This is a genomic window from uncultured Polaribacter sp., assembly GCF_947501385.1.
Classification (GTDB): domain Bacteria; phylum Bacteroidota; class Bacteroidia; order Flavobacteriales; family Flavobacteriaceae; genus Polaribacter.
In genome coordinates this window covers 20,486-36,835 of record NZ_CANMVP010000019.1, presented here as the reverse complement: position 1 = coordinate 36,835, position 16,350 = coordinate 20,486, and the positions used below count along the sequence as shown (strand labels likewise).

General features: G+C 31.7%; 12 protein-coding genes. 10 read left to right on the top strand and 2 right to left on the bottom strand.

All coding sequences use genetic code 11. The annotated features are described in order from the left end of the window. The first annotated feature begins 9 nt into the window (after nucleotides 1-9). From Q0998_RS12980 to Q0998_RS12965, 4 genes are all read left to right on the top strand, one after another. Complete coding sequence (locus Q0998_RS12980; RefSeq protein ID WP_299670404.1) at nucleotides 10-996, top strand: TRAP transporter substrate-binding protein; 987 nt, start codon at nucleotides 10-12, stop codon at nucleotides 994-996. Further along, nucleotides 996-1,466: a TRAP transporter small permease gene (locus Q0998_RS12975; protein WP_299670403.1), complete on the top strand. Its 471-nt coding sequence runs from the start codon at nucleotides 996-998 to the stop codon at nucleotides 1,464-1,466. The genes Q0998_RS12980 and Q0998_RS12975 overlap by 1 nt, the downstream gene beginning before the upstream one ends. Before the next feature lie 4 nt (nucleotides 1,467-1,470). Continuing rightward, nucleotides 1,471-2,769, top strand: coding sequence for a TRAP transporter large permease (locus Q0998_RS12970; protein WP_299670402.1), 1,299 nt, complete (start codon nucleotides 1,471-1,473; stop codon nucleotides 2,767-2,769). A 131-nt stretch (nucleotides 2,770-2,900) separates the two neighbouring features. Further along, nucleotides 2,901-3,971, top strand: a complete 1,071-nt coding sequence (locus Q0998_RS12965; protein ID WP_299670401.1) for a T9SS type A sorting domain-containing protein — start codon at nucleotides 2,901-2,903, stop codon at nucleotides 3,969-3,971. Between the two features lie 12 nt (nucleotides 3,972-3,983). Here Q0998_RS12965 and Q0998_RS12960 read toward each other — a convergent pair whose 3' ends face one another. Both Q0998_RS12960 and uxaC read right to left on the bottom strand, forming a co-directional pair. Next, the gene (locus tag Q0998_RS12960) at nucleotides 3,984-4,952 is read right to left on the bottom strand and encodes a Gfo/Idh/MocA family oxidoreductase (RefSeq protein ID WP_299670400.1); all 969 of its coding nucleotides are present in this window, start codon (nucleotides 4,950-4,952) and stop codon (nucleotides 3,984-3,986) included. Between the two features lie 18 nt (nucleotides 4,953-4,970). Next, nucleotides 4,971-6,374: a glucuronate isomerase gene (gene uxaC / locus Q0998_RS12955; protein ID WP_299670399.1), complete on the bottom strand. Its 1,404-nt coding sequence runs from the start codon at nucleotides 6,372-6,374 to the stop codon at nucleotides 4,971-4,973. A gap of 217 nt (nucleotides 6,375-6,591) precedes the next feature. Between uxaC and Q0998_RS12950 the strand changes: the two genes are divergently transcribed. The 6 genes from Q0998_RS12950 to Q0998_RS12925 all read left to right on the top strand — a co-directional run bounded on the left by Q0998_RS12950 (nucleotide 6,592) and on the right by Q0998_RS12925 (nucleotide 16,264). Beyond that, nucleotides 6,592-7,515, top strand: a complete 924-nt coding sequence (locus Q0998_RS12950; RefSeq protein ID WP_299670398.1) for a polysaccharide lyase family 7 protein — start codon at nucleotides 6,592-6,594, stop codon at nucleotides 7,513-7,515. Between the two features lie 59 nt (nucleotides 7,516-7,574). Further along, nucleotides 7,575-9,878 carry a chondroitinase-B domain-containing protein gene (locus tag Q0998_RS12945; RefSeq protein WP_299670397.1) on the top strand — a complete coding sequence of 768 codons (2,304 nt, stop codon included), beginning with the start codon at nucleotides 7,575-7,577 and terminating at the stop codon, nucleotides 9,876-9,878. 115 nt (nucleotides 9,879-9,993) lie between these two features. Next, a complete protein-coding gene (locus Q0998_RS12940; protein ID WP_299670396.1) occupies nucleotides 9,994-12,219 on the top strand; it encodes a heparinase II/III family protein in 2,226 nt (741 codons plus the stop codon). A 137-nt stretch (nucleotides 12,220-12,356) separates the two neighbouring features. Then, complete coding sequence (locus tag Q0998_RS12935; RefSeq protein WP_299670395.1) at nucleotides 12,357-13,571, top strand: T9SS type A sorting domain-containing protein; 1,215 nt, start codon at nucleotides 12,357-12,359, stop codon at nucleotides 13,569-13,571. Between the two features lie 65 nt (nucleotides 13,572-13,636). Then, the gene (locus Q0998_RS12930) at nucleotides 13,637-15,898 is read left to right on the top strand and encodes an alginate lyase family protein (protein WP_299670394.1); all 2,262 of its coding nucleotides are present in this window, start codon (nucleotides 13,637-13,639) and stop codon (nucleotides 15,896-15,898) included. Between the two features lie 18 nt (nucleotides 15,899-15,916). Beyond that, nucleotides 15,917-16,264: a cupin domain-containing protein gene (locus Q0998_RS12925; RefSeq protein WP_299670393.1), complete on the top strand. Its 348-nt coding sequence runs from the start codon at nucleotides 15,917-15,919 to the stop codon at nucleotides 16,262-16,264. Nucleotides 16,265-16,350: the final 86 nt, after the last annotated feature.

The following is a 16,350-nucleotide window of genomic DNA, read 5'->3' as shown; positions in this document are numbered from 1 at the left end:
AGACACCTAATGATCAAAAGAATTTCGTTTCTCACTGTTTTTGCAATTACTTTTTTAGTGCTTTTATCAGGATGTAAATCAGATCAAACCACCAAAACTTTACGATTAGGACATAGTTTAGATACCCAACACCCAGTGCACAAAGCGATGGTTATTTTGGGTGAAAAGCTTGTAGAAAAATCAAAAGGAAAGTTAAAAGTTACCATATATCCTAGTGGACAATTAGGAGGCGAAAGAGAATGTTTAGAGTTATTACAAATAGGTAGTTTAGACATTACCAAAGTTTCCGCAGCAGTTTTAGAAAATTTTATTCCAGAATATAAGGTATTTAGTGTGCCCTATATGTTTCGAGATAAAGCACATACGTTTAGTGTTTTTGATAGCGAAATCGGTGAAAACTTATTGCTAAAAGGAGAAAAATTTAGATTGCGAGGTTTGACTTTTTATGACGCTGGAAGCAGAAGTTTTTATATGAAAGAAAATCCTATTAAATCGCCTTCAGATTTAAAAGGAAAAAAAATAAGAGTCCAAAAAAGTAATATGGCAGTTGCTATGGTAAATGATTTAGGAGGTTCACCAACGCCAATTTCTTGGGGAGAATTATACACTGCATTGCAACAAGGTGTTGTGGATGGTGCAGAAAATAATCCGCCAAGTTTTTATACGTCCAAACATTACGAAGTTTGTAAATTTTACAGCTTAGATGAGCACACCGCAGTGCCAGATGTTTTGCTAATAGGAACAGATACTTGGGGCAGATTAAATGACCAAGAAAAAAAATGGTTACAAGAAGCTGTTGAAGAAAGTAAAATTGCACAAAGAAAATTGTGGGCAGCATCTGAGACTGAATCTTTAGAAGCTGTTAAAAAAGCAGGAGTCACGGTAATCTACCCGGATAAAAAACCATTCGAAGAACAAACCAAAGGCATTTTAGAGTTGTTTAAAGACGATGTAGCGATGAAATCTTTAATTCTTTCCATAAAAAATCAACAATAATGAGAGCAAAAATCGATAACATATTAGAAAGGTCAGTGCTTTTTGTTTTAACGTTAATGTTGTTAAGTGTTATTTGGCAGGTATTTTCAAGGTTTATTTTAAGAAATCCAAGCACAATTACAGATGAGATTTCAAGCTTTTCTTTAATTTGGCTAGGCTTATTAGGTGCGGCATACGCTACAGGTAAACATTTGCATTTAGCAATTGATTTAATTCCCGAAAAAGTAATCGCAAAAAAGCAAAACTTATATGACGGCATTGTATACATCTCCACCTTTGTTTTTGCATTTACAGTAATGGTTATTGGTGGCATTAGATTGTGCCAATTGAGTTTTCAATTCGGACAAACATCTGCAACTTTAGAAATCCCTCTAGGGTTTATTTATTTAGTAGTACCACTTGCTGGGTTGCTAATTTGTTATTACAGTTTAGACACACTTTTAGACAAAAGAAAATTAAATAAATCCTAATATTATGAATTTAGTTGAAGTCCTTATTTTAGTGATTAGCTTTTTAGTTTTCTTATCTTTAAGAGTTCCTATTGCCTATGCCATTGGTTTAGCCGCATTATTTACCTTATTAAGTGCGATGCCTTTTTTACCTTCGGTGACTACTTTAGCGCAAAGAATGGCCACTTCGTTAGATAGCTTTACGTTGTCTGCAATTCCGTTTTTTATCTTGGCAGGCCAAATTATGAATCGTGGCGGAATCGCCGTAAGATTGATCAATTTTGCGAAAGCAATTGTTGGGCCACTGCCAGGAGGACTCGCCTTTGTAAATATTATTTCTTGTATGCTTTTTGGTGCAATTTCTGGCTCTGCAGTTGCAGCAGCATCAGCCATTGGTGGGTTTATGAATCCGATGATGGAAAAAGATGGTTATGATAAATCATTTAGTGCAGCTGTAAATATTACCAGTGCAACTACAGGACTAATCATTCCACCAAGTAACGTATTAATTGTTTACTCACTAGCAAGTGGCGGTGTTTCTATCGCAGCACTATTTATTGCAGGTTATGTGCCAGGTTTGTTGATTGGTTTGGCATTAATGATTGTGGCGTTGATTTATTCCATCATCAAAAAATACCCAACCGATAAAATAGTAGGCTTTAAAGAATTCTTTAAAAGATTTATAGCAGCTTTTCCAAGTTTGATGCTGTTAGTAGTAGTTATTGGCGGAATTGTAGCCGGAATTTTTACAGCAACAGAAGCTTCTGCCATTGCAGTAATTTATACATTGGTTTTGGGTTTTGCTTATAAAGAAATTTCTATGAAAGACATTTCTCCAATACTTTTAGAAACGGTAAAAACATCTGCCATTGTATTGTTATTAATTGCAACATCTATTGCGATGTCTTGGGTAATGAGTTACGAAAATATTCCACAAGAAATTAGCAATACTTTGTTATCAATTAGCGATAATCCTATTGTAATTCTAATCATCATCAACTTAATATTACTATTTGTAGGTGTTTTTATGGACATGACGCCAGCAGTTTTAATTTTTACCCCAATATTTTTACCAATTGTAACCAGTTTAGGAATGAATCCAATTCATTTCGGAATTATTATGATTATGAACTTATGTATAGGATTGTGTACACCACCCGTTGGCTCCGTACTTTTTGTGGGTTGTAGTGTTGCAGGTTTAAAAATTCAGCAAGTTGTAAAACCCTTACTTCCCTTTTTTCTAGTGATGATTGCTGTGCTATTAATCATTACGTATTTCCCAGAATTAACACTTTGGTTGCCAAGACAGTTTGATTTGTTGTAGTATCGCTTAAATTCTTTTAAGGATGGATCGAGCTTTTCGAATGTGTTTAGGATAAATTAAAGTCGAAACCTTAAATATGTTTTCATGTAAATAAACTATATTTGAAAACCATAATTGGTTAACCAATTTAGATGATGAAAAAACTACTGCTATTTATTGTAATGATCAATACGTATGTTACAACTTCTCAAGTTGTGTTGGAAGCAGATGGCGCAGGAAATACCTATGAATTGATAAACTCGGTTTTGGCACTTCCTAATAGAGATGTTGTGGAAGTTCCAGATTGCAACCATGCCGCTTTTGGAAGACACATAGATGAGGTTTTTGATACCGATTTAAATAAAAACGTATTCCGATTTTTTGCGCATGTAACACCAGACAATGATCGTTGTAAAACTTTTGATAGACAGAGAACCGAGATAAAAAGCTATGATAATTCTCCAGAGAATTTAAAAGCTGTAGTGGGTGAAACGGTTGTTTATAAATGGAAATTTAAAATCAGTTCAGACTTTAAACCTTCTGCTAGTTTTACACACATTCATCAAATAAAATCTGTTGGGGGTTCTTACGCCTCCATTCCTATGATTACGCTCACGTTGAGAAAATCGAATCCAGACAGATTAGAGTTAAGGTATACACCAACAAATGATCAAAAAACGTTAAAAACAGCAGATTTAGATTTGTTTAGAGGAAATTGGGTAGCGGTAACAGAAACCATCAAATTTGGTAATGCAGGCAGTTATGCTATTGAAATAAAAAAGATAGCGAACAATCAAGTGGTATTTAGTTACACCGATAGTGCTATTGATGCTTGGCAAGATGGCGCTGAATTTGCAAGACCAAAATGGGGAATTTATAGAAGTTTAAATCAACCAGAAGATTTAAAAGATGAAGCAGTGCTATTTGCCGATTTTAGTATCGAAGAACTTACAGGTGCTCTTTCTGTGGAAGATTTAAAGCAAAAAGCAGCTAGTATTATATTGTATCCAAACCCTTCCTCAAAAGCAGTAGTGTTTAAAAACGCCAATTCAGAAAATTATGATGCTGTAGAAATGTATGATTTTTCTGGTAGAAAAATCTCTATAGAAAATAGAGTTAAGAAAAACACATTAGATGTCTCTGGATTTTCAAAAGGACTGTATTTTATCGTCTTTAAAAAAGATACATTTACAACCAAAATAGTAAAGTGTTTTGTCAAGTAACGTTGTAAAACCTTAGTTGGTAAACGCTTCGATAATTTTCATAACAGATACGCCACTTTCTATCGTACAAGGGTTTTTATCTTTTCCTAAAAAATAATTCACAGTTTGTTCAATCATTGGTTGTTGAACATGCGTAGGATTTGTAAAATTGAAAACTTCTTCTCTTTCATCGGTAGATAAAACGATCTTTTCACCATAAAAAGAAAATGTAATGGTTCCTTTTTCACCATAAATTTTACATGCATCTTTTACCTCTTTTTCTAAAGCATTAAAATTCCAAATTCCTCTAAATTGAACAGCATTTTCAAACTCAATAATTCCGTTTACAAGGTCATGAACACCATTCTGTAAAATTGAAGTTGAAAAACCTTCTGCATTTTTAATGTCGCCAAAATAATAACTCATTAAATCTATTTGATGTGGCGCAATATCATGAAAATAACCACCACCAGAAATTGCTGGATTTAAGCGCCAATTTGCTGCTGTTTTTGTGATGATTTTATTTTTTGTAGGTTGTAAAATTTGAAGATCTACAAAAGCTATTTTTCCAATGCTATTCGCGTCGATTAATTCTTTTACTTTTAAGAAAGCAGGTAGTTTTCTTCTATAGTGCGCAACAACCAATTTATCATTTCTAGCAACAATTCTATTCAATTCTTTTGCTTCTTCAAAATTTAAAGTAATTGGTTTTTCTAAGTACACAAACTTGGCTGCTTGCAAACATTTTTTTGCGATTTCTAAATGCGTAGAAGGTGGCGTTGCAATATAAACTGCATTTATTGCTGGATTCGCCAATAGTTCCTCAACAGTATCGTACCAAAGAGGAACGTTGTGTCTTTCTGCAAAATCTTTTGCTTTTGCAGCCTCTCTTCGCATTACTGCAATAAGTTTCGAGTTTTGAACTTTCTGAAAAGCAGGACCACTTTTTACTTCAGCAACATCACCACAACCAATAATTCCCCAATTTATCGTATGAATCATAGAAATTTAACAGATTTTTTATTTAAAATTGAAGTAATTTTTAGCGTTGTAGTAACAAATATCACTAACAATTTTGCCCAAGAATTTTTCATCATTTGGTAACTCTCCATTGGCAACATCTGTTCCGATAACATTGCATAGAATTCTTCTAAAATACTCGTGCCTTGTAAACGATAAAAAACTTCTAGAATCTGTTAACATTCCTACAAAACAACTTAACAAACCTTGATTAGAAAGTGTATTTATTTGTTTTTCCATTCCGTCTTTTTGATCTAAAAACCACCAAGCCGCACCAAATTGAACCTTCCCTTTTATAGTACCGTCATTAAAATTGCCAACCATGGTTGCAAAAACCTCATTATCTGACGGATTTAGATTGTAAACAATTGTTTTTGCCAGTTGATTTGTACTGTCTAGTTCGTTTAAAAATCCGCTTAAAGCTTCAGCTTGCGAGAAATCTCCAATAGAATCAAAACCAGTATCTGGGCCTAATTTTTCTAACAAGCGTTTGTTGTTATTTCTAATAGCACCCAAATGTAATTGCTGCGTCCATCCTTTTTTATGGTACATTTTACCCAAAGCAATCATTGTTTTTGCTTTGAAAAAGGCAATTTCTTCTTTGTCTAATTTTTGATGCTTTTTTACCTTTTCAAAAATTGCAACAATGTCTTGTTTCTCAGTTTCAAAATGGTACAATTGCCCCAAACCATGATCTGATAATTTACAGCCATTTTTATGAAAGAAATCAACTCTGTTTTCTAGCGCATATAACAAATCTGTAAAAGTATTGATAGCAATGTTGCTTGCTTTTTCTAATTTTGAAAGATATTTGGTATAGGTATTTAGATCTTCAACCGCAAAAGATTTATCAGGCCTAAAGGTGGGAAAGGTTTTTACTTTTGAAGCGTCTTTTTGAATGGCAATATGATGTTCTAAAGAATATATAGGATCGTCTGTTGTACACAAAGATTCTACATTTAGCATTTTCAACAATCCATTGGCAGAATGTGATTTTTGCTGTAATATTTTTGATGTCTTTTCATAAATTTCTACGGCATTTTCAGGTGATAGAAGTTCCTCAATTCCAAAATAAGCTTTCAACTCTAAATGTGTCCAATGAAACAAAGGGTTTCGAATGGTAAAAGGTACTACTTCTGCCCATTTTAAAAACTTTTCTTTATCAGAAGCATTTCCTGTAATGTACTTTTCGTTGATACCAAAAGCACGCATTGCGCGCCACTTGTAATGATCTCCGTACAACCAAACCTGTGTAATATTCTCAAATTGTTTGTCTGCTGCAATTTCTTCTGGAGGCAAATGATTGTGGTAATCTATAATGGGTAATTTCTTGGCGAAATTATGATACAAGGTTTTTGCAAACTCTGTTTGGAGTAAAAAATCTTCCGTTAAAAAAGTAGACATGCTATTTGTAATTATATTTTTATAAAGATAAAGTTTTGAAGGTATTATTTATTCATTTAGGGTGAATTTTTGTAGTTACATCGCTAAAAAAAAATTAAAATTGTAAATTATCTATCATATCTATAATAGAATTTTAGAGACTAAATTTTTTCATATCAATATTAGTTGGTATATTTGGTAAACCAAATTGGTTTACCAGTTTAATATTTGATTAATTATGACTAAAAAGTTTTTTTTATTTATTTTTTTCATCAATATACTATTTGTGCTTGCTTGTGCTAGTAAAGAAGAAGTGGAAGAAGAGGTTGTGATTGAAAATCCAGATGATATTTCTAACGAAGATGAAAATCCTTCCGTAGTATATGCAGACATTGATTTTTCTAATTGGAAAGTGACACTTCCTGTAGATGAAAATAATAATGGAAGTCCCGATGAATACAAACCAAACGAATTAGTAAATGGAGGTTACAGAACTTTAAAGTCTGTGCAACCTTTTATGTATGACGATACTTCCGATGCTAGTATTGTTTTTTATACATTTCCTCAAAATTCCACGGCAAATAGTAAATACTCTAGAACAGAACTGAGAGAATTGATTGCGCCATCTAACTCAAGAATCAATTGGACTTTAGAAACTGGTGGAACGCTAAAAGGAAAACTAAAAATCATGGAAATTTCTAAAGATAATTCATCTTCTAGTAGAACATATCACAATACAATTGTAATGCAAATTCATGGCATTATTTCTATTGCAGATATGACAAAGCATGGTTTTTCTTCAAACAATGGTCCACCATTAATTAAAATGAGATGGGTTGATGGAGATTTGTGGGTGTATAGAAAATCTTTGGTGAACGAAAGCACTTCTGGAGATGATTTGTTAGACGTATCCAACGCAACATGGTCTGATGAAAAATACAATATGGGAACTGTTGGTTTTGATGCATTTGAGTTTAGAATTACAGCATCTAAAGGAAAAATTGAATTGCAGTTAAACAATAAAACGCCTTACATTTATGAAGATATAAGTTTGGCGAAATGGCCTTTCGAAAACTATTTTAAAGCAGGAAATTATTTAGGAACTACAGATGCTGGCGCTTTTTCTAAATTAAAATATTACAATTTATCAGTTACACATTAAAAATTTTCAGGCTTCAAAAGCAACTATTTATAATTAAATTTTACAGAATCAATTAAAAGATGAATAAATCATTATTAATAATCAGTTTATTTTTACTACTAATTTCATGTAATGAAAAATCTACAAACAGTGTTTTGGTCAGTAACGAATCAGAATTAAAAGATGCTATAAAAAATGCAAAAGCGGGTGATGATATTGTACTAAAAAACGGAATTTACAAAAATCTAGAAATTGAGTTTTATGGCGAAGGAACTAAAGAAAACCCCATAACTTTAAGAGCAGAAACTGCTGGTAAAGTCTTTATTGAAGGAATTTCGAACTTAGCAATTGGCGGAAATTATTTAATTGTAAAAGACCTTCATTTTAGAAACGGTTTCACACCAAATAGGTATGTAATTCGTTTTAAGATTGATGATAATAAAATTGCATTCAACTCGAAATTTACCAATTGTGTTATTGAAGAATTTACACAATTAGACAGAGATAAAACCGATCATTGGGTAGAAATCTGGGGACAAAACAATGAGTTGAGTAATAATTATATTGCAGGAAAATCTAATTTCGGACCTACAGTTATGGTGATGTTAAAAGGGAATCAGCATATTAATAATCACCATCAAATTATTAACAATCATTTTGGACCAAGACCCAGAAAAGGAGGTCCTCATGGAGAAACCATGCAAATTGGCGATAGCGGAACTTCAATGACACCTTCTTACACCAACGTAGAAAATAATTATTTTGAACGTTGTAACGGTGAAGTTGAAATTATCTCTAGCAAGTCTAATTTTAATATTTTTAAAAACAATGTGTTCTTTGAAAGTGAAGGTTCTCTGGTGTTAAGACACGGAAATTATGCCACCATAGATGGAAATGTTTTTATTGGAAACGACAATTCTAAATTTATTGGCGGAATTCGTGTTATAAATACAGGTCATTGGATTACAAACAACTATTTCTACAAATTAAAAGGAAGTGAATTTAGAGCGCCCGTTGCGGTCATGAACGGAATTCCAAAATCGCCTTTAAACAGATACAACCAAGTTACAGATGCTGTAATTGCCTATAATTCTTGGGTAGATTGTCCAACTCCTTGGTTTTTTAGTGTCGGTTCTAATGTAGATCAAAGTGCTGTTTTACCAAAATCTGAAATTCGTTCTGCGAGACCTGTAAGAACCATTTTTGCGAATAATTTAATTTACAATTCGACAAAAGCAGAATTCCCAATTTATAATTATGATAAAGTGGATGGTATTACTTTTAAGAACAACATCTCTAATAATAACAATAAAAGTGCAGTAACTTCAGACGGAATAACAAAACAAGATTTTTCTTTAGCTAAAGTATCAGAAAATTTATTTGTACCAACTTTGAACATTTCTGAAGTGTATAATGGATTCGATTTTGATAAAATAAACACAGACGTATTTGGAAACAAAAGAACAACAGAAAATAATACAATTGGTGCGATTGTAAATTCTGGTGGAAAAGATCAATTATTAATTGACAAATCTACATACGGAACTTCGTGGTTTTCTTCGGAAGTTGAAAAAATAGAAAGTACAATACATAAAGTTGCAAACTCAGAAGAATTGGAAACGGCAATAATGGCGTCAAAATCTGGTGATAAAATCGAATTGACAGCATTGGCATATTCAATTTCTAAAACCATTGCAATTCAAAAAGAAATCACCCTCTTTTCTACGGATGCAACTAAAAAAGCAATCCTTCAATTTACTGCAGAGAATACGGCTTTTTTGATGCAGCCAAAAGGAAACTTACATCTAGAAAGTGTCATTATTAAAGGAACTCAGAATCAGAATGCATTTACAACCTTAGATAAAAACATGTCTAAAGCCTATAATTTGTTTATTAAAAATTCTGAAATACATAATTTTAAATCGGTTTTAGAAGTTTCTAAAGGATCTTTTGCAGACACAATTATGGTGTCAAAATCAATAGTTAAAAATTGTCTAAAAGGATTCCATTTAAACAAAGAAATTAATGACAAAGGAGATTACAATGCTGCATTTGTATTAATTACGAATGTTACTTTCGATACCATTTCTGAAACCATTTTAGAGTACTACAGAGGTGGTTATGATGAATCTACCATTGGTGGAAACTTGGTTTTTAATAACAATACGGTACTAAATTCAGGGAAATCATCCACAAACAATATCTTAATAAAGAACAGAGGAATTGTACATGTGGAATTTAAAAATAACACATTTAAAAACAATCCTGTAAAATTAATTGCCATTCTTTGGGGAGAAAAAGGTCAAAAACCAGTGGACAATACCATTGTAAATTCAGGAAAAGTAGCAATTGTTCAGAATTTAAAATTAAAGTTGATGTACTAGTAAGATTAACCGCAAAGTACGCAGAGCTTTTTCGAAAAGAGCGCAAAGAATTAGAAAGAAAAACGTTGCGAATCTTGCGTTTTTTTAGCGCTCTTTGCGGTTAAATATCAAATTTATGAAACAACTAAAAATTCTTTTCTTATTCATTTTTTCAATAGCTGTTTACGGACAAAAAATACCAAGTAAAAGAGTTATAAAAGTTTCTCAACTTTCAAATTTTCTTACAAAAGAAGTTCAAAATCAACTTTCTGAAAACGGAGAAATTTCATCCAAAAAATTAGCACAATATTTTAGAAAAAAGTTTTCTGACCGTTATTTCTACGATTATAAAACTGCGGATAAACGTTTTGAAGAATATTCAAAATTATATCCTTCATCAAAAGAGAAACACACTGTTAGAGGACTAGATCATTTTAATAAATATCCTTCAAAAACAGTTTGGAAATTACCATTTAATTATAAAAACGGAGAACCTGTAAATGCGTATGAGTTAAGACATTTGGCGCGTCAGCATAAAATGGTAGATCTTGCTTTCTGTTATTTTTATCAGCAAAAAGATGTTCAGTATTTAAATTATTTTACAGCGCAAATCAACTCATTAAATACTGCATTACACGCTAATAAATTCGAAATTATAGAAGATGGAAATGGCGTTTACGAAGCTTTTAGATCTGGTTATAGAGTTTTAAATTGGTTGCAAATTCATAATTTATTTCTTGGAGAAAAGACATATTCAGACGAAGAACAATTAACCACAATTGCAACTTTATTGCAACATGGTGCTTATTTATTTGAGAGGAATCAAAAATTTAAATCAGGAAATCATCAAACAAGAGGATTGTCTGCTTTGGCGATGGTCTCCATATTATTGCGAGATTTCGTAAATACAGATGTATGGTACAAACATTCCATGAATTTATTAGCAGAACATTTGCGCAAAGAAATTAATGAAGATGGTTTTCAGTTCGAAAGAACAGTTCATTACCATATTAGTGATATTGGAAACTATTTTTATGTCTATCAATTGGCAAAAAATAGCAATTTAAAAGTTGATGATTTTTGGAAAAATAAATTAGAATCACTTTTTACAACACTAATTAAAATTGGATTTCCTGATAAATCTGCACCCGTTTTATCTGATGATACGGATACACCTTGGGCAGAAAAAAATAATATTTCAGAGGCACTTACCTTAGGATATTTATTATTTAAAAATCCTTCTATTGGCTATTTCGCAAATACTAGAGTAAGCAGTAAAATGTATTGGTATACTAGTAAAAAGCAGTTAGAAAATTTAAAAAATATCAATAAAGAAAAACCTGTAATTAAATCTTATCATTTCCCAGAAACAGGTTATTATATTTTACGTGAAGGTTGGAGTGCCAATGATAAAATGATGCTTATTTCTGCAGGTTTAGATGAAAAAAAGCCAGATCATCAACATGGAGATATGTTGGGAATTCAAGCTTTTGCAAACGGAAATGTTGTGTTACCAAATTATCAAGTTCGGTATTCTTTAAAAGATTTAGAACTCTTTAAAAACTCTATGACTAAAAATGTTGCTTTAGTTGATGATGAGTTGCAAGGAAAAAAATATACTTCAAATAAGGGTGGAAGTGGTTTTGGGAAGTTTCATCAATTGCCAAATCCAAAAGTTATTGGTTTTCAGAAAAATAAAGATTTAGAAGTTCTTATTGGTTCTCACGACGGATTTGAAAATATTGGAGTTTATTATTCAAGACAAGTAATGAATGTTGAAAATGATTTTTGGATTGTAAAAGATAATTTTTCATCAAAAGAAAATCATATTTACAAACAAATTTGGCAAGGTCATTATAGTTTAGAAAATTCACCAAAATTATTACGTGCAAGTTTCTCTAACGGATCTGGACTCGATATTTATCAATTAAATACAATTAATAATATTAAAACTGCAGGTGCAAGAGGAAAAGAATGGAGTATTGTTTCAACAAAGAAAAGAGCAAAATATCAATTTATAACTGTTATATTTCCGTTTTCTAAATACGATGAACGCATTGATGAAGATGCCGAAAAGTCTACTTTAAAAGGTTGGAAACTGAACAGTCTGTCTCTAAAATCTGATGCTTGTCAAACTTTATCAAAAAAAAACAAACACTTGCTTTTTGAAGTTCAAGAAATTGAAATTGGAGGAAAAAAAATTCAATTTTCTGAAAAAGTAGACATATTTATTAGTACAAAAGATAAGAATATTGAAATTCAATCACTATACTTTAATAATTTCAAAATTATTAGCTTAAAAACAAAGAAAGAAATAACTATTAAACCTTTGGATAATTTCATTCTTAACACGTATGACTAAGACCTTAATAATAAGTGTTTTAAATTTAATTTACCTAAAATTTTAATATATCAAATTTATTTGTATATTTGGTAAACCAAATTGGTAAACCAATTTTTAAATTCAATTTTAATTATAAATACTTTAAAACTATTCACATGAAAAAAATAGTACTTTTTATTGCATTAATTGCAACAGTTTTGGGATATGCTCAAACTTTTGATAATATTCCGACTGGAACAGGAATATATATAAACAAAGCAATTCCTAGTCCAAATACAGATGATTTAACGAATGAGTATTTTGAATTTAGAGGTACACCAAATACATTAATTCCAACAACTTTATATTTTATTATGGTGGAGGGAGATGGAGAAAGTGGTAAAACAGACATGGGTAAAGTTAAAGAAGTTATACAGCTTGGAGATGGGACAAGAACATTTGGTTCTAGTGGTATTTTAGCAGTCGTTGCAAATTATACGGATACCGATGATAGTACTGTTACCACTAATCCTTATACTTCTGTAATTTCTGCAAATGCAACTATTATTACAATAGAGTTAGCAGGTACAGATGTTAGTAGTTCTAGTTCTTCTGCTGTAGATACGCAAACACCAGATATTGGTTATGATGGAAATTTTACGGATGCTAGCGCAACATATATGTTAATTTCAGCAACTGTAAATCCCAAAGATATAGATATTGATGCTGATAATGATGGACAAATTGATGCAACTGGAGATCACACAACACAATGGGCTTTATTTGACTCTTTTTCTTATTTAGATTTAGATGATCCAGTTTCAGGATCTGAAACAGGTGAATATGGTTATGGACAAATTGTTTTTGCAAGAGAATACGATGATAATATGAGCGATTTTAAAATTACTGCTGGAGCAACCATTATAAATCAAGGTTCTTCAAATGTATCTTACATTTTAAGACAAGGAACAAAAACTGGATTTACTGCCGACGATTGGATTATAGCTTCTAACGGAGGAGGGTCTTTACCCCCAAATTGGACTTTTTCTTCTACAGATTCTAAAGTTTCACCTGACGCATTTTTAGAGTATCAAATGCCAAATAGTATTTATGGGGAGTTAAACCCAACAGCAGAAGAAGTATTGTTAGTAGATGAAGTTTTTTCTTCTAAATTTAGCGTATATCCAAATCCAGCAAATGAATTTGTAACCATTTCTTCAGCATTAGAAATCAATAACATTGAGGTGTACAATTTATTAGGAAAGAAAGTAATAAGTGCTGAAAAATTAAGTGATCATAACTTAGATGTTTCTTCATTATCAAAAGGAGTTTATATGTTGAAATTGACAAGTGGAGACTCCGTTGCTTCGAAAAAATTAATAAAGAGATAATAAAAATATTTTAATTGAAATTAAGAACTCATACCTATGAGTTCTTATGCTTCCAACCATTTTAAATGAAGAATTTTCAAATACTTTTATGGGTATTTATTATTTTTTCTTCTTGTAATGAGAAGAAAGAAACTGTTGTTGTTGCGGATGGCAGTCAGCACCCAAACTTAATTTTAACTACAGAAAGTGTTTCAGAAATTAAATCTCAATTAGGGACTATTCCTGTTTTTGATAAAACATTAACCAAAGCAAAAAAAGAAGTGGATGCAGCCATAAAAAAAGGAATTGATGTTCCAGTGCCTAAAGACATGGCGGGTGGTTATACACATACACAACACAAACTGAATTATGCAACCATGCAGAAAGCTGGAGTTTTATTTCAGTTGGTAGATGATGAGAAGTATGCCATTTATATTAGAGATATGTTATTGGAATATGCAAAAATGTTTCCAACATTACCAAGACACCCTCAAACCAGAAGTTACGCAAGAGGGAAATTTTTTTGGCAATGTTTAAACGATGCTAACTGGTTGGTATATACAAGTCAAGCCTATGACTGTATCTATTCTTGGTTGCCAGAAGAACAAACCAAATATTTAAACAAAACACTATTTAGGCCGTATGCAGATTTTTTATCTATAGAAACGCCACAATATTTTAATAGAGTTCATAACCACTCAACTTGGGGGAGTGTAGCGGTGGGTATGATTGGCTTGGTAATGGATGATGATGAATTAGTTAATAGAGCTCTATACGGTTTAAAAAGTGATAATATAGACCCGAATGCAAAAGACAATGATGGTGGTTTTATAAAAGACAAAGAAGGGAAAGCCGGTTTTTTAGCCAATTTAGATTCGCCCTTTTCTCCTGATGGGTTTTATACAGAAGGGCCCTATTACCAGCGCTATGCCATGTATCCTTTTTTGATTTTTGCAGAAGCTCTTCAGAATAAAAAACCAGCACTAAAGATTTTTGAATACAAAAATGGCGTTTTAATCAAAGCCGTAGATGCGTTGTTAAACCTTACAGATGCAGATGGTGAGTTTTTTCCTTTGAATGATGGACAAAAAGGAATGTCTTATTATACATCTTCTTTGGTTTCAGCAGTTAATATTGCCTATTATTATGGGACTCAAAATCCTGAATTATTATCGGTTGCTAAAAAACAAAATCAAGTACAATTAGATGCATCAGGTTTAAGTGTTGCTATTGGCTTAAAAGAAAATAAAGAAAAACCATTTATCAAAAAATCAATGGAACTAAGAGATGGTGCTAAAGGTGATGAAGGCGGAATCGGTATTTTAAGATATCAAAAAGCAACTGAAACATTGGCACTTGTTATGAAATATTCTGGGCAAGGTTTAAGCCACGGGCATTATGATAAATTGTCTTTTTCTATGTATGAAAATGGTGATGAAGTTTTACAAGATTACGGACTTTCGCGTTTTGTAAATGTAGAGCAAAAAAATGGTGGCGGATATTTAAAAGAGAATAAAAGTTTTGCAAAACAAACCATTGCACACAACACAGTCGTTCAGAATGAAACTTCTCATTTCAACTTCGACTTTGCAACAGGAAGCAAAAATCATTCAGAAAAATATGTGTTTGATGTTTCGAATTCAGCTTTTCAACTTGTAAGTGCAAAAGAAGCAAATGCATATCCTGGAACAGTAATGCATAGAACCCTAATTATGATAAAAGATAAAGCGTTAGAGAAACCATTTGTTATCGATATCAATAAAATTCAAGCGAATAAAAAGCATCAATACGATTTGCCTTTTTATTATTTCGGACAAATAGTAGCAACAAATTTCAAATACAATTCGCCTAAAACATTAGCAACTTTAGGAACCAAAAACGGATATCAGCACTTATGGAAAGAGGCTGTTGGAAACGCAGGTTCAGAGAGCATTCAGTTTACTTGGTTAGACAATAGAAGGTTTTATTCTATTACATCTGCAACCCATAAAGATGATGAAATAATCCTTGCAAGAATTGGTGCGAATGATCCTAAATTCAATTTAAGAAAAGACCCAGCAATTATCATTAGAAAAAAAGATACTCAAAATACTACATACGCATCTATTATAGAATCTCATGGAACGTATGACCCTATGAAAGAAGTAGCAAATAATGCATATAGTAATTTTTCTAAAATTGAAATTTTAAGTGATACATCAACGTATACATCCATAAAAATTTACTTTGAATCAGGGAAATCGAAAATTTTAATTCTTTCAAATTTAGAAAGTTCAAAAGATAAAAAACACTCAATAAACGTAGATGATCAAAAGTATACTTGGGTGGGTTCTTATTACTATAAATAACAATATAAAATACAATATATGAAAACATTTGGAGCGAGTAAAGAATTTTTATTAGACGAAAATCAAGATTGGGAAGTTGTTGGTGAGGGTGTTAAACGTAAAATAATGGGCTATGATGATAAAATTATGCTTGTTAAAGTAGCATTTGATAAAGGTGGAATTGGTTATAAGCACGAACATCATCACTCACAAGTTACCTATGTGGAAAGCGGATCATTCGACTTTTCTATAGGTGATATGACCAAAACGGTTAATGGTGGCGATTCTGTATACATTCCACCACATGTATTGCATGGTGCGGTTTGTATAAAAGCAGGAACTCTTATAGATGTTTTTAGTCCTATTAGAGAAGATTTTATGGAATAAATTTAAAACTTTTTAACTTTTATTTAAGAATTATTTTTTTTTGAAGAAAAAAAACATATATTTGGTAAACCAATCTGGTAAACCAG